Annotated in this window: 23 protein-coding genes; 16 read left to right on the top strand and 7 right to left on the bottom strand. The window is 68.2% G+C overall.

The genetic code is table 11. From position 1 onward, the window contains the following. Positions 1-3 precede the first annotated feature (3 nt). Positions 4-1,521: an Hsp70 family protein gene (locus ABZW96_RS07910; RefSeq protein ID WP_355072459.1), complete on the bottom strand. Its 1,518-nt coding sequence runs from the start codon at positions 1,519-1,521 to the stop codon at positions 4-6. Between the two features lie 638 nt (positions 1,522-2,159). On the opposite strand from ABZW96_RS07910, the gene ABZW96_RS07915 reads away from it, so the two are divergent. The 8 genes from ABZW96_RS07915 to recO all read left to right on the top strand — a co-directional run bounded on the left by ABZW96_RS07915 (position 2,160) and on the right by recO (position 7,931). Further along, entirely contained in the window at positions 2,160-2,936 is a 777-nt protein-coding gene (locus ABZW96_RS07915) for a response regulator (protein WP_355072461.1), read from the top strand. 226 nt (positions 2,937-3,162) lie between these two features. Beyond that, a complete protein-coding gene (locus ABZW96_RS07920; RefSeq protein ID WP_355072462.1) occupies positions 3,163-3,567 on the top strand; it encodes a hypothetical protein in 405 nt (134 codons plus the stop codon). A 161-nt stretch (positions 3,568-3,728) separates the two neighbouring features. Further along, positions 3,729-3,992 carry a hypothetical protein gene (locus ABZW96_RS07925; RefSeq protein WP_355072464.1) on the top strand — a complete coding sequence of 88 codons (264 nt, stop codon included), beginning with the start codon at positions 3,729-3,731 and terminating at the stop codon, positions 3,990-3,992. An 80-nt stretch (positions 3,993-4,072) separates the two neighbouring features. Continuing rightward, entirely contained in the window at positions 4,073-4,939 is an 867-nt protein-coding gene (locus ABZW96_RS07930) for an alpha/beta hydrolase (RefSeq protein WP_355072466.1), read from the top strand. Then, a complete protein-coding gene (locus ABZW96_RS07935; RefSeq protein WP_355072468.1) occupies positions 4,926-5,531 on the top strand; it encodes a TetR/AcrR family transcriptional regulator in 606 nt (201 codons plus the stop codon). Before ABZW96_RS07930 ends, ABZW96_RS07935 begins: the two co-directional genes overlap by 14 nt. A 120-nt stretch (positions 5,532-5,651) precedes the next feature. After that, the gene (locus ABZW96_RS07940) at positions 5,652-6,065 is read left to right on the top strand and encodes a hypothetical protein (RefSeq protein ID WP_355072470.1); all 414 of its coding nucleotides are present in this window, start codon (positions 5,652-5,654) and stop codon (positions 6,063-6,065) included. Then, a complete protein-coding gene (locus tag ABZW96_RS07945; protein ID WP_355072472.1) occupies positions 6,062-6,262 on the top strand; it encodes a DUF6186 family protein in 201 nt (66 codons plus the stop codon). The genes ABZW96_RS07940 and ABZW96_RS07945 overlap by 4 nt, the downstream gene beginning before the upstream one ends. A gap of 895 nt (positions 6,263-7,157) precedes the next feature. Beyond that, a complete protein-coding gene (recO, locus tag ABZW96_RS07950) occupies positions 7,158-7,931 on the top strand; it encodes a DNA repair protein RecO (RefSeq protein WP_355072474.1) in 774 nt (257 codons plus the stop codon). A gap of 146 nt (positions 7,932-8,077) precedes the next feature. Here recO and ABZW96_RS07955 read toward each other — a convergent pair whose 3' ends face one another. Further along, a complete protein-coding gene (locus ABZW96_RS07955; protein WP_355072476.1) occupies positions 8,078-8,458 on the bottom strand; it encodes a DUF1870 family protein in 381 nt (126 codons plus the stop codon). Positions 8,459-8,589: 131 nt separating this feature from the next. Here ABZW96_RS07955 and ABZW96_RS07960 point away from each other — a divergent pair, with 131 nt between their 5' ends. From ABZW96_RS07960 to ABZW96_RS07985, 6 genes are all read left to right on the top strand, one after another. Beyond that, positions 8,590-9,399: an isoprenyl transferase gene (locus tag ABZW96_RS07960; RefSeq protein WP_355072478.1), complete on the top strand. Its 810-nt coding sequence runs from the start codon at positions 8,590-8,592 to the stop codon at positions 9,397-9,399. 14 nt (positions 9,400-9,413) lie between these two features. Then, complete coding sequence (locus tag ABZW96_RS07965) at positions 9,414-9,824, top strand: hypothetical protein (RefSeq protein ID WP_355072967.1); 411 nt, start codon at positions 9,414-9,416, stop codon at positions 9,822-9,824. A gap of 76 nt (positions 9,825-9,900) precedes the next feature. Then, positions 9,901-10,842 carry an ABC transporter ATP-binding protein gene (locus ABZW96_RS07970; RefSeq protein ID WP_355072480.1) on the top strand — a complete coding sequence of 314 codons (942 nt, stop codon included), beginning with the start codon at positions 9,901-9,903 and terminating at the stop codon, positions 10,840-10,842. Position 10,843: 1 nt separating this feature from the next. Continuing rightward, positions 10,844-11,617 carry an ABC transporter permease gene (locus ABZW96_RS07975; RefSeq protein WP_355072482.1) on the top strand — a complete coding sequence of 258 codons (774 nt, stop codon included), beginning with the start codon at positions 10,844-10,846 and terminating at the stop codon, positions 11,615-11,617. A 231-nt stretch (positions 11,618-11,848) separates the two neighbouring features. Continuing rightward, positions 11,849-13,033: a sensor histidine kinase gene (locus ABZW96_RS07980; RefSeq protein WP_355072484.1), complete on the top strand. Its 1,185-nt coding sequence runs from the start codon at positions 11,849-11,851 to the stop codon at positions 13,031-13,033. A gap of 12 nt (positions 13,034-13,045) precedes the next feature. Then, on the top strand, positions 13,046-13,651 hold the full coding sequence (locus ABZW96_RS07985) for a response regulator transcription factor (RefSeq protein WP_355072486.1): 606 nt from the start codon (positions 13,046-13,048) through the stop codon (positions 13,649-13,651). A gap of 8 nt (positions 13,652-13,659) precedes the next feature. On the opposite strand, the gene ABZW96_RS07990 is transcribed toward ABZW96_RS07985, so the two are convergent. Next, entirely contained in the window at positions 13,660-14,277 is a 618-nt protein-coding gene (locus ABZW96_RS07990; RefSeq protein ID WP_355072488.1) for a TetR/AcrR family transcriptional regulator, read from the bottom strand. Positions 14,278-14,380: 103 nt separating this feature from the next. Here ABZW96_RS07990 and ABZW96_RS07995 point away from each other — a divergent pair, with 103 nt between their 5' ends. Next, on the top strand, positions 14,381-15,352 hold the full coding sequence (locus tag ABZW96_RS07995; RefSeq protein ID WP_355072489.1) for a hypothetical protein: 972 nt from the start codon (positions 14,381-14,383) through the stop codon (positions 15,350-15,352). A gap of 113 nt (positions 15,353-15,465) precedes the next feature. On the opposite strand, the gene ABZW96_RS08000 is transcribed toward ABZW96_RS07995, so the two are convergent. The 3 genes from ABZW96_RS08000 to ABZW96_RS08010 form a co-directional block, all read right to left on the bottom strand. Next, entirely contained in the window at positions 15,466-16,431 is a 966-nt protein-coding gene (locus ABZW96_RS08000; protein WP_355072490.1) for a hypothetical protein, read from the bottom strand. A 127-nt stretch (positions 16,432-16,558) separates the two neighbouring features. Continuing rightward, positions 16,559-16,993 (bottom strand): Fur family transcriptional regulator, encoded by a 435-nt coding sequence (locus ABZW96_RS08005; RefSeq protein WP_355072492.1) that lies wholly within the window; start codon positions 16,991-16,993, stop codon positions 16,559-16,561. Positions 16,994-16,996: 3 nt separating this feature from the next. After that, the gene (locus ABZW96_RS08010; protein ID WP_039796803.1) at positions 16,997-17,347 is read right to left on the bottom strand and encodes a metalloregulator ArsR/SmtB family transcription factor; all 351 of its coding nucleotides are present in this window, start codon (positions 17,345-17,347) and stop codon (positions 16,997-16,999) included. Positions 17,348-17,541: 194 nt separating this feature from the next. Here ABZW96_RS08010 and ABZW96_RS08015 point away from each other — a divergent pair, with 194 nt between their 5' ends. After that, positions 17,542-18,933, top strand: coding sequence for a glycine--tRNA ligase (locus ABZW96_RS08015; RefSeq protein WP_355072494.1), 1,392 nt, complete (start codon positions 17,542-17,544; stop codon positions 18,931-18,933). Between the two features lie 47 nt (positions 18,934-18,980). Here ABZW96_RS08015 and ABZW96_RS08020 read toward each other — a convergent pair whose 3' ends face one another. Continuing rightward, entirely contained in the window at positions 18,981-19,367 is a 387-nt protein-coding gene (locus ABZW96_RS08020) for a DUF1707 domain-containing protein (protein ID WP_355072496.1), read from the bottom strand. Between the last annotated feature and the right edge of the window lie 6 nt (positions 19,368-19,373).

A 19,373-nucleotide genomic window follows, 5' to 3' on the forward strand; every position in this document is an offset into this window, starting at 1 on the left:
GCTTCAATTCACCTCGAGGTCTTCGTTCTTCGTGCGTGCGACGCGGATTTCGCCCTCGCTGAGGTTGGCGACGTTGTCGACCTCGAACGTGCCGAGCGATTTGTCCGCGGTGAGGTCGGTGATCTCGACCTGAATGGTCTGGTCTATGTCGTAGTGGAATGTGATCTGGACCGGAGCATTCGCCGGATAGGGCGGAATGGCGAAGAGCTGCCCGCCGTCGGGCCACTTTCCTTCGGTGACGAACCGGACGTAGTCGAGATCCTCGTCGTCGCCCTGCGTGACGCAGATCCGCAGTTCGGTCTGGCCGTCGGCGACGGTGCCGAACACTTTGCTCGCCTTGGCTGGGATCTTGGTGTTGCGGGGGATCACGATGTTGTTCTTCGGTTCCCGGTTGTCGTTCAGGGCGACCGTGCCCAGCGCCTGCGAGGTGACGTCGAGGATGACCGGCTTCGGCGCCGTGCTCGATGACGTCTCCGCTTCGGCGCGGATCGCAGCGCCGAGCGCCACGAGTTCGTCGGGGTTGCCCGCCCGCAACGGCGGCTTGCCGGTCAGTTCCTCCAGCATCGCCGCCACCATGGGCATGCGCGTGGAGCCGCCGACGAGCAAGACGTGATCGAGGTCGGCGAAGCTCAGGCCCAATTCCTCCACGAGGGAATGGGTCAGGTCGCGCGACTGGTTCAGCAGGTCGCTGGTGAGGTCCTCGAACGTTTCCCGCGTGACGGTGAGCGTGTGTGTGACGCCGTTGTGGCTGAGCACGACTCGCGTGGATCCGGCGGAGCTCAGGGTGCGTTTGGCGAGTTCTGCTTTCTCGCGCAGATCGGCTTGGGTCTCGAACGCGTCGTCGAGATCGCCGCCGCCTCGAGCCATGTACTCCTCGTTGAGGTGTCGCATGAGCCGGTTGTCCCATTCGAAGCCGCCCAGTTCGTGCAGCCCATCGGTGCCGAGCACGTCGAACACGCCGTCGCGGATCCGCATCACGGTGACGTCGAACGTGCCGCCGCCCAGGTCGTACACCATGACGGTGCCGCCGCGGCCGAGGTCGAGCCCGAAGGCCAACCCGGCCGCGGTCGGCTCGTTCACCACGCGCAGCACGTTGAGTCCGGCGATCGTTCCCGCGTCCCTGGTCGCCCGGCGGCGCGCGTCGTCGAAGAACGCCGGGACCGTGATCACCGCGTCGGTGACCTGCCCCTGCCCCAGGATCAATTCGGCGTCGTCTTTCAGCCGTTTGAGAATCAGCGCCGAGACTTCCTCGGCCGAATAGGCGCGATCATCGGTGGTGACGAATCGCCAGTCCGGATTGCCCATCTGCCGCTTGACGAACTGCACGACATCCAGCGGCGCGGTCGCCGCGGACCGTTTGGCCATCGAGCCGACGAGCACGCTGTCGGAGTCGAAGAAGACCACCGAAGGCGTGATCCGCTCGCCGTCCCGGTTGACCAGGATCTCCGGTTTCCCGCCCGCGCCGACGACGGCGACCGCTGAATACGTGGTACCGAGATCGATACCGACGGTGTGTGCCACTGATTGCCCTCCCGATGCATCTGGTGACGATGCACGCGAATTGATACTGCGAAAATTCGAGACCGGAACGATTTTCCCCGCGGTCTCATCGGATAAGCCGCACGACGGGCGCCGGACGATCGGCGAGAACGATCAGGGATTCGGTGCCTTCCATTCGTATTTGCACATCTGGCACTGGTATTTCTGCCACCCTTGACGATCCTTCTCGCCGATATCCATTCCGGTCTTCTTGCTGCACTGTGGACACACTTCGGCCATTGCTGGTCCTTCCGGTAGGGGGAACGGTGCGACAGGCTCGGGTGGCGCACCGGATTGAAAGCATATAAGTCGCCGTGGGTGATTGATCAGCGAACTTCGCGGTGATTTCCGACCCGTATTCCGGCCGGTGGGCCGATTTTTGCCGCTTCCGAGGGGTGTCGCTGGAATATTGCTCGAACACTCGTTTTCCAGCAAGATCTTGCAGTGCCCGAGTCGTCCGCCGAGGAATCGAAAAGCGATGAGGTCATCGACACGTCGGCGATCGGTAGTCTTCGAGCGCCGGATCGCCGGCTGCGGCACTCGTCAACCGGCCGGGCGAGCAAGATCTTGCTGTGCGATACGCATTACGAAACCTACCGGTTCGATAGACATTTGGAGTCTTGCCGACGAGTGTCGGCAGCGATGAAGATCGCGCTATGGAACCGAACTTACGAGTGCTTGTCGCCTCGCCGTTGGGCGGAATCATCGCCCCTGTGCTGTCGCAGTACTTTCCGGCGTCGACCGTCGCGGTCGCCTCCGACGTCGACGAGGTGCGCGGTCGAATCGTGGGACGTTTCCGGTTCGATGTGGTCATCTCGGATCTGATCTGGAACAAACCCGAAATGGAGCACCGGTTCGACGGTTTGGATGTTCTGGACTTGCTCCGGGAAACCAAACGGCAGAGCGAGGTCCTGCTCGCGGCTCAAGGGCACAGTATGGAGAGCGATCATCTCGACGAGGCGCGGCTGCGCGCGGACGAAATCGCCGAGTTCTACGACAAGTCCTCCGGCGTGCCCGCGCTGCTGGATGCCATTCAGCGCGCCGCGACCGGCCGCAGCGACCAGGTCGCGCCGCCGCCGCAAGGGCCGCCCGCGTTGTGCGCGCTGTTCACCGAACAGCGTGGCGAGACGGCGGGCCGGCTGGCGGGTGCGATCGCGGCCAAGTCGGCGTGGGACTACAACTCTCTCGCCCAGGTCGCTCGTGTCGGTCTCAACACCGCAAACAAGGCGACCAATACTTATATCGGCCCGATCATCCTCGCTCGGAAGGAGTTGCCGGAGGGCACGCCGTTGACCCAGGGCGCGGTATTTCGCTGGTGCGGCGAGCACGCGCACTACCTCATCAGCTGGTGCCGCCGAAATGGGCACGCCGATGTCCTCGGTCCGCGATTCACCTGACGGCACAGCCCGCTTTCGGCACTCCCGGTCCGGCATCAGCGCCCTGCCCGTTCCGCTCGGTGGCGCGACGGCGGCATCCGCCGCAGGGAAAGACGTCGACGGCGTCGGCTCGATGACGTCTCCGAGCGGTGCGACGACGAGAAGTCGCATGAATCGGTTCCCCTCTCATGGTCCCCCGGGTGGAGAGTTCTCTGTCGCGTCGGCGGTGCTGGAACAGGAATCAAGTATGGACCTCGGAGAGACGGTCGCGGGGGGATCATCGATGTGGGATCTGGCACTCCGAAAAGCTCATCTGGTGCGTAATAGCTTGGTCGACAGTCTTTTTCACCGATGCTTGCCTCGGTACCGTCCTAGCTCGCAATATCTTGCTCGCAGGATCCGTGCAACCGAGCGCCTTCTGCTGCGCAACGCACTCCACAGGGACCGCGACGGACTGGCCGCCGCGGTCACGCTCGCGGAAGCCTTGGCCGGTCTGGCCGGGCGGTTGATCGCCTGCGGCAGCGGATTGTCGTCGGGCCGGTACCGAGTAGATCTCGAGACGCTGTTGCCGGGTGCCGTCTTGACGCCTCCCATCGGCAAGGTCTTGCTGGCACGTATCCATATCGAGCCGAATGGAACCCGGGTGCCGTGACAGCCGGTCAGACCTGGTACGGCACCCGGATTGTGATCGGCTCGGCGGCGGGCGAATGCTTGGCTGGCGAGGTGCGATGCGCCGAGTGCCAGCATTCCAACCGGGACGACTACGCGTTCTGCCGCAGATGTGGCGTGCGTTCACGCCGAAGGTACGACGCGGTGGCAGCGGAGGCGGTGGAGGAATTGCGGTCTTCCCTGAGCGATCTGCTCGACCGGATCAGCCGGTGTGACATCGATCTGGCGCAACGGCAGTTGGTCGAGGAGACGACTCGGCGGGCGGCGGCCGAGGCGGCGAAGGAGCGACCGAATCGGATCGTGCTCACGGGGGTGCTCTACGCGGTCGGGGAGTCGGTGGCGGGCGTCGCCTCTCTGGCGACCGCGGTGACGGCGTCGAAGGACGCGGTCAAGGCGGTGTTCAGCTGATCCGCCGCGCACTGCGGGTCTAGACATACATACGGTATGTATGTAACAGTGGTCGGGAACCGAGACCACTGGGAGGACCCATGGCAACCAGCACAGCACTAGGCCGCACCCACGATGTGGACCTGCCCGGCGGCCGTATCCGCTACCACGAGACGGGTGCGGGCGCCCCTGTCGTCTTCGTGCACGGCTTGCTCGTCAACGCGGACCTCTGGCGCAAGGTGGTGCCCGCTGTCGCGGCGGCCGGGTACCGCTGCCTGACGCCGGACTGGCCGCTCGGCTCGCACGAGATCCCGGTGCCGGACGCGGAACTGACTCCGGCCGGTGTCGCCGATCTCATCGCCGCGTTCCTCGAACGCCTCGACCTCACCGACGTCACCTTGGTCGCCAACGACACCGGCGGAGCGATCACGCAGGTGTTGCTGACCCGCGACCGCTCCCGCGTCGGCCGGGTGGTGCTCGCCTCGGTGGACAGCTACGAGGGCTTCCTGCCGCAGCCGTTCACCACGCTGCCGCTGCTGGCCAGGATTCCCGGCTCGCTGCGCCCGCTGACCGAGTTGCTGCGCATCCGCGCGCTGCACCGGCTGCCGGTGGCCTTCGGCTGGGTCACCAAACGGCCGGTCCCGCCGGAGATCGTCGACTCCTACCTGCTGCCGAGCCGCGACTCCGCCGCGATCCGGAAAGATCTGCGGCGCTTCCTGAAATCGGCGCATCGCCGATACACCCTGGAAGCCGCCCGTCACTTCGCCGAAGTCGACATTCCGGTACTGCTGGCCTGGGCGCGGGAGGATCGGTTGTTCCCCGTGTCGTTCGCCGAACGCCTGGCTCGCGACCTGCCGGACGCGACGCTGAAGCTCATCGACGACTCCTACACCTTCCTGCCGGAAGATCAGCCCGAGTTGCTCGCCGAATCGATTCTGGAGTTCACTCGGCTGCATGCCACGCCGTAGCCAGGAAGACCGCTCCCGAGCGACCAGAGCCGCGCTCGAACAGGCGGGACGCCGCCTGTTCACCGAGCGCGGCTTCGCGGGCACCTCCGCCGAGGAGTTGGTCACCGAGGCCGGCGTCACCCGGGGCGCGCTGCACCACCACTACGGCGACAAGCGCGGACTGTTCCTCGCGGTGCTGGAGCAGATCGAGGCGGAGATCACCGAGGAGATCGAAAATGCCATCGCCGCAGTAGATTCCGACGATGTGATGGCCGGGATGGCGGCGGGTCTCGCGATGTTCCTCGAGATCTGCCAGCGCCCGGCGATGCTGCGCATCGCCCTCACCGACGCCCCCGCCGTGCTCGGCTGGCAGGCCTGGCGCGAATTCGAATCCGCCCACGGCCTAGGCCTGATCACCGCGCAACTCGAACGTGCCCGCGCCGCCGGGTTGATCGCCGACGCCCCCGTTCCCGTGCTGGCCCAGCTCGTCGTCAGCGTGGTCAGCGAGGCGTCCCTGATCGTCGCGCACGCCGAAGACCCCGACCTCGCCCGCGCCCAGACCCAGCAATCGGTGCTGCTGCTGATCTCGGGGCTGCTGCGAGCCGCCGGGTGAACGCGGCCGATAGCGAGGTACCGCGGGTCCGCGGGGGAGCGATGTCGCCTCGCTGGAAATCCGCGCGCAGGTCGTAACCGCCTGCCCCGTTCTGGCCAACCGGGGTTTTATCCTGCGCATGTGACAGAGCAACCAGCGCGCTCGGCGCATCGGTTCCGACGGCGTGCGACGCCGCTGGCGGTGTGGGTAGTGCTGGCGGCGTGCGGTGCCGCGACCAGGCCGTTCAGCTGGCAGGCAACCGCGATGGTGGCGGTGGCGGCACTCGCGGGGATGGTGCTGGCCTTCCGCGTACGAATCGAGCGACCCCCGTCCACTGCCCGGCTCAGGCGCGGCACAGCCGTGTGGTCGGCACTGCTGGTCGCGGCGTCGGCATGGGAGGTCTACGCCCTTCTGCGGCAGCCCGCCCTGAACCGGCCGAGCCACGAACACCCGACACTGTCCACGCTGCTGGACCCGGCGCTCGAACAATGGCCGCTGCGATTCGCCGGATGGCTGTTGTGGCTCGCAGCCGGATGGTGGCTGGTCTCAGGATGAGCGATCGAACCACCGTCCTCCTCGGATTCGCCCTGCTCCTGACGGCCGCGCTCGCCGCAGTAGTGATCACGCGCCTGCGCCGGGACCTGATCGCAACGCTGGGAGAGACGATCGCCTACCTGACCGGCACCCGGGCGACGAGAATCGCCGCAGTACTCGTGTGGGCATGGCTCGGCTGGCACTTCCTGGCCCGGTGACGGCCGGTCCATGCGCCGAATCGTTCACGCGTGACCACAGCGGGCCCAGTCGCGATGCCGGGTGAAGTCAGCGCCTATTGCGCCGCCGCGACTCGGCGCGCCCAAGAGTGACCGCCTCGAAGCGACGGAGGAGCAAGCGGCCGCCGCACGAGCGATGCAGGCGGCGAACACACCGGGTTGATGCGTTGTCAAACCGACACCGGTGCCCGCTTTCCGCGCCGCCGTTTCGCGGCCCGGCTCGCGTGTGCGCGGCCGCCGCGTACGCGACGAACGGCCAAGCGGGCGCATTCGGGCCGAGCCGACAGCCAGCCGTTACAACCCGCGTGCACGCGGTAGCGAGCTTCGATACGACGCGTCCAGCGCACCCCGACCACGTCTTTCGAGCGAAGCGAGACCGAGCCTGTTCCGTTCGCGGCTCGGCTCGCGTGGGCGCGGCCGCCGTGTGGACGACGGAGGAGTAGCCGACATTCGGCCACTACACCCTGCGTGCATCGGGTAGTGAGCTTCGATACGACGCGTCCAGCGCACCCCGACCACGTCTTTCGAGCGAAGCGAGACCGAGCCTGTTCCGTTCGCGGCTCGGCTCGCGTGTGCGCGGCCGCCGCGTACGCGACGAACGGCCAAGCGGGCGCATTCGGGCAGAGCCGACAGCCAGCCGTTACAACCCGGGTGCACGCGGTAGTGAGCTTCGATACGACGCGTCCAGCGCACCCCGACCACGTCTTTCGAGCGAAGCGAGACCGAGCATGCGCCGTTCGCGGCCCGGCTCGCGTGTGCGCGGCCGCCGCGTACGCGACGAAGGAGCAAGCGGCGGTCGCGCACACGCGAGCCATAAGAGGGCCGCGAACACGCCGCGCGAAGGCGCGGCCAAACAACACAGCATTAGACTCCACTGGTGCGGCTGTATCGGGACGAGGCGGTAGTGGTTCGCCAGCACAAGCTGGGCGAGGCGGATCGCATCGTCACGCTGCTCACCCGACAGCACGGACTGGTTCGCGCGGTCGCCAAGGGGGTGCGGCGGACCAAATCGAGGTTCGGGGCCCGGTTGGAGCCGTTCTCCTATATCGACGTGCAACTGCACCCCGGACGCACGCTGGACACCGTTACCCAGGTGCACACGATGGAGGCGTTCGCCGCCGACATCATCGATGACTACGGGCGCTACACCACCGCGTGCGCCATCCTGGAGACCGCTGAACGCTTGGCGGGCGAGGAGCGTGCGCCCGCGCCCCGGCTGCACGCGCTCACCGCGAGCGCCCTGCGTGCCATCGCGGCCAAACAGCGCCCGCACGAACTGATCCTGGACGCATTCTTGTTGCGCGCCATGGGTTTCGCGGGCTGGGCGCCCGCATTGGACGAATGCGCCAAGTGCGCGACACCGGGCCCGCATCGGGCCTTCCATGTCGCGGCCGGAGGCGCGGTGTGCGTGCATTGCCGTCCACCGGGTGCGGCGACGCCCGCCCCCGGGGTGCTCGATCTGCTGGTGGCGTTGCTGCGCGGGGAGTGGGAGCAGGTCGAGGCGACGCCTGAGGCGGTGCGCAGGCAGGCCAGCGGGCTGGTCGCGGCGCACTTGCAGTGGCACCTGGAACGTCAGCTGCGCACCCTGCCGTTGATCGAGCGATCCAAGGACACAGCCGCGCGAACCCCGCATGTAGCCGCGCGAGGTTGAGTGGAGGCTAGGCAGTCGCGGGGGAGGCGCTGCCGGGCGGGGCTCGTCCTCGGGCCGAGCTGAAACGAGGCAGCCGCAGGGGAGGGTGCTGTCGGGCGGGGCCCGTCTTCAGCCCGCGCCGGGCCGAGCGAAGGCGAGGCAGCCGCCTACTCCACGAATTGGAGCTCTACCTGCGGCAACTCGTTCATGACGCGGGCGCACACGGCACGATGCCAGGTTGCCGGGTAGCGGGTGTCCGGCTCGTGCTTGGAGTAGTCGTCGTTGGTCCGGTAGGTGTGCAGGCGAGGAGAGATCTCCCCGGCGTCGATGGCATCGACCATGGCCTCGACCACCTGTTCGGTCTCGTCCGCGATGGCGGCGAGCTCGCGGGCCACGATGTCGGGGATCTGGAAGGCCCCCTTCTCCCACCGCTCGACGGTGCGTTCCGCGACCGCGAAGAACCGCGCGCACCACGGGACCGGGAGGCCGAGCAACTCACGAGTGGCGCGGAAACCTGCCGCGGTTCCGGTCCCTGGTAAATCGGTCACGTTCGAGAAACCCCTCCCCAGTATCACGATATGGAAAAGAATAAGTCACCGGTGCCGGTCGGAACCGTGGAATTCGTGAGGAAGCAACGGGGCAGTGGGGGCGGCGCGGGCGATCAGGCAGGATAGAGGCCGTGATCCTCCGCCGAGACTCCGCCACCGCGACCGACCCCGAGCCCGCGGGCGCCGTGCGTCCGCCCGCGCCGCATCCGTCGGGAGCTCGGCCGCCGCAGCTGCCGCCGGAACTGGTGCCCAACCATGTCGCGCTCGTCATGGACGGCAACGGGCGCTGGGCCCAGGAGCGCGGATTGCCGCGCACCGCCGGGCACGAGCGCGGCGAGGCGGTGCTGATGGACACCGTGGAGGGCTGCATCGAGATCGGCGTCAAATGGTTGTCGGCGTACGCGTTCTCCACCGAGAACTGGCGGCGCAGCCCCGAGGAGGTGCGCTTCCTCATGGGCTTCAACCGTGACGTGATCCGCAGGCGCCGCGACGAGATGAACGAGATGGGCGTCCGGGTGCGCTGGGCGGGGCGGCGACCGCGCCTGTGGCGCAGCGTGATCAAGGAACTGGAGGTCGCCCAGGAACTCACCAAGGACAACACGGTGATGACGTTGACCATGTGCGTCAACTACGGCGGCCGCGCCGAGATCACCGACGCGGCAAGGGAGATCGCGCGCCGGGTGGCGGCGGGCGAGATCGACCCGGAGAAGGTCACCGAGGCGACGGTGGCGAAATACCTGGACGAACCAGACATGCCGGACGTGGACCTGTTCTTGCGCCCTTCGGGCGAGTTCCGCAGCTCGAATTTCCTCATCTGGCAGTCCGCCTACGCCGAATTCGTCTACCAGGACACGCTTTTCCCCGATTTCGATCGCCGCAACCTGTGGGAGGCATGCCTCCAGTACGCCGCGCGGGACCGCCGTTTCGGCGGCACGAAGTGAGCGGGGGCGCGGACATGGACGCGGCGGTGACCCCGGACCGGGAACTGCAGGCACGGGCCGGGGCCTGCCTGTCGAGTTACGGCATCGACGTGCGCGTAGATGCCGAAGGGTCGCTCGGCTTCGAGTACGAGGGCGCCTTGTCGTCGCTGCGCGCGGTGAATCTGGCGCCGGGCTTGGACGTGCTGAGCCTCACCTGCGTGCTGGCTTGGGATCGTCAGCTGAAACCGCAGCTGCACAAGCGGGTCGCCGAACGCAACAACGCGCTGCAGTTCGGTTCACTCACCGTGATCGGCCACGGCAAGCTCGCGGACGTCATCTTGCGCTACACCTTCCCCGCCGCGGGGCTGGACGACAAGGCGCTCACCACCATGCTGCTGCTCGTGCTGTCCAACGCGAGCCGGGCCAGGCAGGGTCTGCTGCCCTGAGGGCATGACATCTGTCATGTCGAAGTCGTGACAGCCGTGCGAGGTTCCGGGGCGGGTTTCCCGCGACCGTAGAGGCATGACTTCAGCAACGACCACCGCGGTCCAGAGTCCGACGCGGCCCGCGCCCGCCGTCGCGCTGCGCGACCTGCGCAAGAGTTTCCGCACCCCGGCCGGCGTGGTGCACGCTGTCGACGGGCTCGACCTGGTGATCGAGCCGGGGGAGATCGTCGCCTTCCTCGGTCCGAACGGCGCGGGCAAATCCACCACTATCGACCTGTTGCTCGGCCTGGCGCGTCCGGATTCGGGCACCGTCGCGGTCTTCGGAACGGCGCCGGAGCGAGCCGTCTCCGCAGGCCGCGTCGCCGCGGTGCTGCAATCCGGTGGCCTGCTGCCTGACCTCACCGTCGCGGAGACGGTGCGGCTGGTGGCCACGCTGCACGCGAGTCCGCGCCCCGTCGAGGAGGTGCTCGCCCGCGCGGGCATCGCGGGGATCGCCGATCGCATGGTGGGCAAGTGCTCCGGCGGCCAGCGCCAGCGACTCAGGTTCGCGCTGGCGCTGTTGCCGGACCCGGAGCTGATCGTGCTCGACGAACCCACCACCGGTATGGACGTCGAAGGGCGCCGGGAGTTCTGGAACGCGATGCGGGAGGATTCGCGGCGCGGCCGCACCGTCCTGTTCGCCACGCACTATCTGGACGAGGCCGACGCCTACGCCGACCGCATCGTGCTGGTGCGCGCGGGCCGGGTCATCGCCGACGGCAGCGCGGCCGAGATCAAGAACCTGGCCGCGGGCCGTACCGTCGCCGCGACCCTGCCCGGTGCGGACCCCGCCCGGCTGCTCGTGATCCCCGGCGTCGATGACGTCGAGTTGCGTGGTGACCGAATCCTGGTGCGTGCCAAGGACTCCGACGCCGTCGCTCGATTCCTGCTGAACCACACCGCCGCAGTCGATCTGGAGATCACCGCGCACAACCTGGAAACCGCCTTCCTCGCGCTGACCACGGCAGGAGATCACTGACATGACCACACTCGTCTCCCGGCCCGTCGCCACCACGCTAGGCGGCTTCAACCTCGGCTTCCTGCGCCTGGAACTGCGCCGCATGCTGCGCAACCGGCGGACCCTGATCTTCACGCTGATCATGCCGCCGTTGTTCTTCGTCATCTTCGGACTGCAATCCGATTACCGGACCCAGTCCTACGGCTCGGGCAACGTGACCGGCTACGTCATGGTGTCGATCGCGGTGTACGGCGCGATGCTGGCCACCACCAGCGGCGGCGCGATGGTCGCCGTCGAGCGTGCGCAGGGATGGAGCCGCCAGCTGCGGCTCACACCGCTGCGGCCGGTGGCGTACATCGCGGTCAAGGTCGTGGTCGCGATGGCGCTCGGGCTCGTCTCGGTGGCCGCGGTGTTCGCGGTCGGCGCGACGCTCGGCGCCCACCTCGCACCCGCGGCGTGGGTGGAGTGCTTTCTGCTCGCCTGGGTCGGCTCGCTCGTGTTCGCGGCCTTCGGCCTGTTCGTGGGCTATCTGCTGCCGTCGGAGAACGTGATGCAACTGCTCGGTCCGGTGCTGGCGGCGCTGTCGTTCGCGGGCGGACTGTTCATGCCGCTGCACGGCTGGTTCGCGACCGTGTCGAAGGTGATGCCGACCAACGGCGTAGCCACGCTGGCCCGGCTGCCGTTCGGCGACACCGGCGGCGGGTCGGTCCTCGGGGCGGTGGTCGACGTCGCGGTCTGGTCGGCGGTCTTCGTGTTCGGTGGAGCCGCGTTGTTCCGGCGTGACACCGCGCGCTGAACGCCGGCCGCGCAACCGGTCGGCTACCTGGACGGCCGGTTCCGCCGTGCGCGGCCGGTGCGGTGGGACACCGTTCCGTGGCGTCGGCGGACAGCGCGTGCGGTCTGGATGTGCTCACGTATGCGCGATCCCGGGGGAACCGGTGCCGGTAGCGTCGCCTCCCATGATCGACCACGACCGGCGAGCCGTGTACCGCCGCCTCCGTCCCGCCCGGCCGCAGCGAGGTGGCGCATGGACGTGAAGACGGCGGGCGGCGCGCGGCCGAGAAGGTCCGCCGGTCTGGTGGACGGCATGCTCGACTGGCAGTCGTTCGGTCCCGATGGACGGCGCAGGGGCTGGTTCGGCGCTGTCATGTCGCTGGTCTGGCTGGCCTATCTGATCGGACCGATCAGGCGGCGCTGGGCCGAGGGCGAGCCCGCGCAGGCGGTGGCGGCCATCGCGTGCGTGCTCGCGTTCGCGGCGCTGATCATCGTCGCGTTCGTCGCGTTCCGCAGGTACGCCAAGGACGGCGCGCCCGACGACTTACCGGTCGACCGCAGGGCCTGGCTGCTGCTGGCCGCGATGGCGGCGTTGTCCGTGACGATGGGGGCGCTGCTCGGCGGGGACGGTCTGCCCACGGCGCTCTATGTCGCGGTGGTCGCCGTGTTCGTGCTTCCGCTGCGCACTTCCGCCGTCGTCGTGGTCGTCATCATGACGATCATGCTGGTGGCCCCGTTCGCGGTGCCGTCGTGGCATCTGGGCGGGACGCCGTTCTACCTCGCGTTCATTCCCGTGGTCGTGTGGGTGGCCAGACAGCTCGGGTTCCGCGGCGACCGGCTCGCCGAGCTGGCTCGCAGGCAGCGCGCGGAACTGGAGATCATCGAGGAACGCAATCGCGTCGCCCGTGACGTGCACGACATCCTCGGCCATTCGCTCACCGTCATCACCGTGAAAACCGAACTCGCCCAACGACTGCTCGACGTCGACGCGAACCGTGCACGGACCGAACTGGCCGATATCGAACGGCTCGCGCGCGAAGCGCTGGCCGGGGTGCGGGAGACCGTCGGAGGCCTGCGGGAGGTGTCGTTGCGCGGCGAGCTGGCCAACGCGCGGACCGCCCTGGCTGCCGCGAGCATCGACGCGGAACTGCCGGAACCGGCGAGCCTGCCGGACGCACCGTCGGGCGAACTGCTGGGTTGGGTGCTGCGCGAAGCGGTCACCAACGTGATCCGGCACAGCGCCGCGCGCCGCTGCGCCGTGACCGTCACCGCGACGTCCATCGAGGTGGTCGACGACGGTCGCGGCCTCCCCGCCGACAGCGCGTCCGGCTCGGGGCTGGCCGGGCTGCGGGAGCGCGTGCGCGCCGCGGGTGGAACACTGACGCTGTCGACGCCGGAGGGCGGGGGCGTGCGCATTCGCGCCACGATCCCGGAATAGGAAGCGGGTGCCATGATCCGGCTGTTGCTGGCGGACGACCAGGCTTTGGTGCGCGGCGCGTTGGCCGCGCTGCTCGGGCTGGAGCACGACCTGGAGGTGGTCGGCGAGGTCGGGCGTGGCGACGAGGTGCTCGACGCGGTCGAGCGGACCGGTCCCGACGTGGTGCTGCTGGACGTCGAGATGCCCGGGATGGACGGCATCACGGTGGCCGAGAAACTGCACGCCGCCCACCCGGACGTGCGGATTCTGATGGTCACCACCTTCGGCAGGCCCGGTTATCTGCGCCGCGCGATCGACGCGGGAGCGAGCGGTTTCGTCGTCAAGGACACTCCGGCCAGGGAATTGGCCGACGCCGTGCGGCGCGTACAGATGGGGTTGCGGGTGATCGACCCGGGCCTGGCCGCGGAAACGTTGACGGCGGGCACCTCCCCGCTGACCGCGCGAGAACGTGAGGTGCTCGTCGCGGCGGCCGACGGTGCGCCCGCGAGCGCCATCGCGAAGCGGTTGCACCTGTCGGAAGGCACGGTGCGCAACCACCTTTCGTCGGCGATCGGCAAGACCGGCACGAGCACGCGCGCGGAAGCGGTGCGCGCGGCCGAACGTCTCGGCTGGCTGTGACGGGCGGGTCAGCCGACTGCCGGACGCGCGGGCTCGCCGTAGGGGAGCAGGGTGCGCACACCGAGCGCCAGCGTTTGCGGGTCGAGATCGCCGAGGATGAGGTGCTGGAGGATGAATCCCGGCAGCAGTCCGATGATCGCCTTGGCCACGGCGTCGACATCGGCGTCTGCGGGTAGCCAGCCTTTGTCGCGCATCCGTTCGGCGTAGGTCACCCACAGCGCGCGCATCGCGAGCATCGTCTCGCGGACCATCACCGCCGCCCCGGGATGCACCAGGGCCAGGGCCCAGGCTTGCGGCGCCAGTCGCACCGGCCCGTCGGGCCCGCTGCGCCGCACCACCTCCTCGGCGATCATGGTGATCAGTTCGGCGGGCGTGGGCAGTGGATCGCGGCGGATCGCCTCGTCCATGGCGATGCGCAAGGCCACCGTCGTCTCCGTGGCGAGCGCGGTGATCAGTTCGTCCTTGCTCTTGAAGTAGCGGTAGACCGCACCGGCCGAGAGCCCCGATTCCGTGAACACGTCCTGCATGGAGGTCTCGTAGAACCCCTTGCGGGCGAAGCAGCGCCGCGCGGCGTCCATGATCTGCTGCCTGCGGCGCTCCAGGTGTTCTTCGCTGACTCGGGGCATGAGCCCAAAATAAAACGAATATCCGTTCTTGACAACCGGATGACCTCGTGCGACGGTAGGCGCAACTAAAAAGAACGAGCATTCGATTTTTAGGGAGAAGGCCATGAACACCATGCAGCGGGCGTTCGCTCTCGGCCTCGGCGCCACCCTGCTCCAAGCGCTGATGCTGATCGCGTTCGCCTGGCCCGCCGCGCACATCGCGCCCCGTGACCTGCCGCTGGCCGTCACCGGTCCGCAGGCGGCGATGGTCACCGGCAAGCTCGCCGAGCACAGTCCGGGCGCCTTCGAGATCAGCGCGCCTGCGGACGAGGCCGCCGCCCGCGCCGCCATTCGGAACCGGGAGGTCTACGGAGCGATCGTCACCGGCGACGGACCGCCGCGCATGCTGGTCGCCTCCGGCGCGAGTCCCGCTGTCGCACAGCAACTCACCCAGATCGGGCAGCAGCTCTCCGGCGCGCCCGCCGTTGCTGTCGAGGACGTGGTGGCGGCCGACTCCGACGATCCACGGGGCGCGGCCTTCGGCGCGATGGTGTTGCCGCTGGTGATGTCCGGCATCGCGGCGGGTGTGCTCCTGGCACTGCTGGTCCCGTCGATCGGCGGCAAAGTGCTCGGACTGGCCACCTTCGGCGTCGCGGGCGGACTGCTCGGCATGGCGATCATCCAGGGCTGGCTGTCGGTGGTGCCCGGGCCGTATCCGGTGCTCGCGGCGGTCGGCGGGCTGGTGTCGTTCGCGGTCGCGGGCGCGGTGGTCGGGCTCGCCGCCGTACTCGGGCGAGCAGGCATCGGCGTCGCCGCGCTCACCATGCTGCTGGTCGGCAACCCGTTCTCCGCGGCCACGTCGGCGCCGGAGCTGTTGCCGCAGCCGTGGGGCGCCGTCGGCCAGTGGCTGCCGCCCGGCGCCGCCGCGTCGCTGCTGCGCTCGGTCGCGTTCTTCGACGGCACCGGCGCTAGCGTACCGCTACTGGTACTGCTGATCTGGAGCGCGGTCGCGCTCGCGCTGCTCGGTGTGGCCGCGGTGCGCGGTCGTCCGGCCGAGGCGCAGGCCGCGGACCGAGACGCGATCCCGGTCGGCTGAATCCGTCACCGCGGCGGGTCGCCCTCGCGGGAGGGCGGCCCGCCGTCAGCGCGGTGACGATCGGCCGCAGCTGTTCTCGTCCTCGTGTGGCGCCACGAGTCCGGGTGGTCGGCTCAGCCCACCGTGAACGACAGGGTGGGTGCGGTGGCGGCGCCCTCTTGCTTCTGGGCGTTGTACGTCACCGTGTAAGGGCCGGTGCCAGGGGAGGGCACCACGAAGACCACGTAGTTCTTCGGGTTGTCGATGGTCTCGTTCGCGTTGAGCAACTCGTTGATCGGGCCGCGGATGTCGGCGGCCACGGTCTGGCCGTCGGGGGTCCGGACGGTGAAGTAGTCGTAGTAGATGTTCGTGCCGCCCGCGGCGATGCCGGGCCCGCCGACGAGCTTGATGCGCAGTGCGAGTTCGGATTTGCCGTTCTCGTCCTTGGTGTAGCTCGGGCTGATCCGTCCGCCGGTGACCTGAATGGTCGTCTGGTCCTGCACGAGGGTGCCGGTGACGGCCAGCGCCTTCGGTTGGACGCTGTCCACCTTGCCCGCCGCGGCGAGCGGAATCTTGGTCTGGTTGTCGGCGGCCGACCCGTACACGACGGTCATCGTGTCGATGAGGTGCTCGGCGTCCTTAGCCGACTTGAAGGACGTGGTCGCGGTGCCGGTGGCGGAGCCGTTGCCGGGCACCGTCGGGCTGTCGAAGATCGCGCCGCCGTCCACCTCTTTGCCGACCAGCAGCGACGGCGTGATGCTCAGCGTGTGGTTGTCGAGAGTGGTGTTCTTGTAGGTGATGTCGACGCGCACCTTCGCGCCGCCGTATTCGTCCGGCACCACGGTCGCCTTGTCCACGGTGATGTCGAATCCGTCGTACCAGCCGGTCTTGCCGACTGTGCGGACGGTCGACTGCCCGTTCGCCGCGCCCGGCTCCGCGGCCACTCCGGTCGCGGTGGTCGACGGGACCGCCACCGGAGTGCCGTCCTCGTCTTGGCACGCCGAAAGCAATAACGCCGAGGCCACGACGAGCGCGGCCCCGGCGACGGTCACGGCCCGGCGGCGCACCGGGCGTACGGATGAGTCGGTGATCGTTGACACGCTGCCTCCCCAGCAGATGGCGGATCCTTCGTATCGAGCCCGGATCGGCCCGGGTTTCCGAGGATCTCGCCGGTGAATCTCCGCTGGTCGCAGCCGCGTTAACCCGACACGCCGGGAATCGGTGCGATCACCGGTCGCGTCGGCGCGCCGTCCCGCATGCCGTGCAGGTGCCGAACACCTCGAGGGTGTGGCTGATCTCGGTGAAACCGTGCTCGCCCGCGATCGCCTCGGCCCACGCCTCCACCGTCGGGCCCTCCACCTCCACGGTGCGGCCGCAATGCCTGCAGACCAGGTGGTGATGATGGCCGGTGGAGCACTGGCGATAGACCGACTCGCCGGAGTCGGTGCGCAGCACATCGACCATGCCCGCGTCGGCCAGCGACTGCAGCGTCCGGTAGACCGTGGTCAGCCCGATGCCCTCGCCGCGTCTGCGCAGCTCGTCGTGTAGGTCCTGGGCGGAGCGGAACTCGTCGATGTCACCGAGCAGCGCGGCGATGGCGCTGCGCTGCCTGGTGCTGCGGATGCCGACCGGTTTCTGCGGAACGGCCGTGTTGTCTGGCACGAATCACCCTTCCTCGGCGTGCGCGACGGCGTCGACGACGATGTGCGCCAGATGGTCGTCGACGAGTTCGTAGAGCACCTCGCGACCCGAACGCTCACCGTGCACGACACCGGCGGCCTTGAGGATACGCAGATGCTGACTGACCAGTGGTTGCGTGACACCGAGCGCGTCGACCAGTTCGTGCACACACCGCGGTGATTCGCGCAACTGCAGCACGATAGCAATCCGAACCGGCGCGGCCAGCGCCCGCAACAGCTCACCCGCGTCCTCCAGCACGGTTCGCGGGGGTACCGGCGCCGGTCCCGGCGACCGATACGGGTTGTGCGGCGGTGCCGCGGCGGTCTCGGCGGTCATGTCACCAACTCCTTAATGGAAAGCATTACCAGTTTGCGTATGCACAGGTGCGCATGTCAAACGGGCGCGCCGAACCGTGCGGTTGAAACCGCCGCGGACGCTGCCGATAGGCTGGGCGCAATCGCGGCTATGACACAAAACTATTGTGTTCATGCAAGGCAAATTCCGACTCGCAGTGGATGGAGAATTCTCGCGTGGCACCCAAGTCGAAGGTGGACACCGTTGCCAACCTCGCCAAGCGCCGGGGTCTGGTGTACCCGTGCGGTGAGATCTACGGAGGCACCAAGTCGGCGTGGGATTACGGGCCGCTGGGCGTCGAGCTCAAGGAGAACATCAAGAAGCAGTGGTGGCGCGCCATGGTCACCGCCCGTGAGGACGTCGTCGGTCTCGACTCCTCGGTGATCCTGCCCCGTCAGGTCTGGGTCGCCTCCGGTCACGTGGGCGTGTTCAACGACCCGCTGGTCGAGTGCCTCAACTGCCACCACCGCTTCCGGCAGGACCACCTGCAGGAGGCGTACGCGCTGAAGAACAAGATCGACGACCCCGACACGGTCTCGATGGAGCTCATCGCCTGCCCGAACTGCGGCACCGTCGGCCGCTGGACCGAGCCGCGCGACTTCAACATGATGCTCAAGACCTACCTCGGCCCGATCGAGTCCGAGGAGGGCCTGCACTACCTGCGCCCGGAGACCGCCCAGGGCATCTTCGTGAACTTCGCCAACGTGATGACGACCGCGCGCAAGAAGCCGCCGTTCGGCATCGCGCAGATCGGCAAGAGCTTCCGCAACGAGATCACCCCTGGCAATTTCATCTTCCGCACCCGCGAGTTCGAGCAGATGGAGATGGAGTACTTCGTCAAGCCGGGCGAGGACGAGGAGTGGTACAAGTACTGGATCGAGACGCGGTTCTCCTGGTACACCGACCTCGGCATCGACGCGGAGAACCTGCGGCTGTTCGTGCATCCGAAGGACAAGCTCTCGCACTACTCGGCGGGCACCACCGACATCGAGTACCGCTTCGGCTTCCAGGGCAACGAGTGGGGTGAGCTGGAGGGCATCGCCAACCGCACCGACTTCGACCTGAAGACGCACTCCGAACACTCCGGCACCGAGCTGAGCTTCTTCGACCAGACCACCAACGAGCGCTACATCCCGTACGTCATCGAGCCCGCGGCGGGCCTCACCCGCTCGCTGATGGCCTTCCTGGTCGACGCCTACGCCGAGGACGAGGCGCCCAACGCCAAGGGCGGCGTGGACACCCGCACGGTGCTGCGCCTGGACCGCCGCCTCGCGCCGGTGAAGGCGGCGGTGCTGCCGCTGTCGCGCAACGCCGATCTCACGCCGAAGGCGAAAGACCTGGCCGCGCAGCTGCGCAAGCACTGGAACGTCGAGTTCGACGACGCGGGCGCCATCGGCCGCCGCTACCGCCGTCAGGATGAGATCGGCACGCCGTTCTGCATCACGGTCGACTTCGAGACGCTCGACGACCAGGCGGTGACCATCCGCGAACGCGACACGATGACCCAGGAGCGCATCGCGCTGGACAAGGTCGAGGGCTACCTGGCCCAGCACCTGATCGGCGCCTGAGCTACGACGCCGCGCCCGTGGCCGATGGGCCACGGGGCGCTGTCGTTTCAGCTGTTCTTGCGGGTGACGATGCCGATCGTGGTCGGGATGAGCAGCGCGAGACCCCACGGCACCGCGACCCAGAACGGCCAGAAGTAGCCCGCCCCGGTGGCCAGGTAGATCGCCACGCACAGCGCGTTCACGAACACCCACGGCGTCCACATGATCGTGATCCACTGCGGGATGCCTTTGGCGCGCACGGGCCGTGCTTCCCGTTGTGCGGGAAGGTCCGACAGCAGCGGCGTCAGCTCGCCGTAGGTCTTGGCGGCGTATACCTGTTGCAGCCGATCATCGAATTCGGCGAGCGACAGCCTGCCCTCGTTCATAGCGAGGCGCAGCCGGTCGATGATCTTCTCGCGATCGGCGTCGGACGCCCGCATGTGCTCCTGACTCACCGTGTC

Source organism: Nocardia sp. NPDC004168 (assembly GCF_040610355.1).
Taxonomy (GTDB): domain Bacteria; phylum Actinomycetota; class Actinomycetes; order Mycobacteriales; family Mycobacteriaceae; genus Nocardia; species Nocardia sichangensis.

Coding starts and splice junctions, on each gene's coding strand:
- ABZW96_RS07985 (WP_355072486.1), top strand. CDS start 13,046: ATGATCCGGCTGTTGCTGGCGGACGACCAGGCTTTGGTGCGCGGCGCG.
- ABZW96_RS07965 (WP_355072967.1), top strand. CDS start 9,414: ATGGACGCGGCGGTGACCCCGGACCGGGAACTGCAGGCACGGGCCGGG.
- ABZW96_RS07935 (WP_355072468.1), top strand. CDS start 4,926: ATGCCACGCCGTAGCCAGGAAGACCGCTCCCGAGCGACCAGAGCCGCG.
- ABZW96_RS07995 (WP_355072489.1), top strand. CDS start 14,381: ATGAACACCATGCAGCGGGCGTTCGCTCTCGGCCTCGGCGCCACCCTG.
- ABZW96_RS07980 (WP_355072484.1), top strand. CDS start 11,849: ATGGACGTGAAGACGGCGGGCGGCGCGCGGCCGAGAAGGTCCGCCGGT.
- ABZW96_RS07945 (WP_355072472.1), top strand. CDS start 6,062: ATGAGCGATCGAACCACCGTCCTCCTCGGATTCGCCCTGCTCCTGACG.
- ABZW96_RS07920 (WP_355072462.1), top strand. CDS start 3,163: ATGGACCTCGGAGAGACGGTCGCGGGGGGATCATCGATGTGGGATCTG.
- ABZW96_RS07990 (WP_355072488.1), bottom strand. CDS start 14,277: ATGCCCCGAGTCAGCGAAGAACACCTGGAGCGCCGCAGGCAGCAGATC.
- ABZW96_RS07970 (WP_355072480.1), top strand. CDS start 9,901: ATGACTTCAGCAACGACCACCGCGGTCCAGAGTCCGACGCGGCCCGCG.
- ABZW96_RS07930 (WP_355072466.1), top strand. CDS start 4,073: ATGGCAACCAGCACAGCACTAGGCCGCACCCACGATGTGGACCTGCCC.
- ABZW96_RS07975 (WP_355072482.1), top strand. CDS start 10,844: ATGACCACACTCGTCTCCCGGCCCGTCGCCACCACGCTAGGCGGCTTC.
- ABZW96_RS08010 (WP_039796803.1), bottom strand. CDS start 17,347: ATGACCGCCGAGACCGCCGCGGCACCGCCGCACAACCCGTATCGGTCG.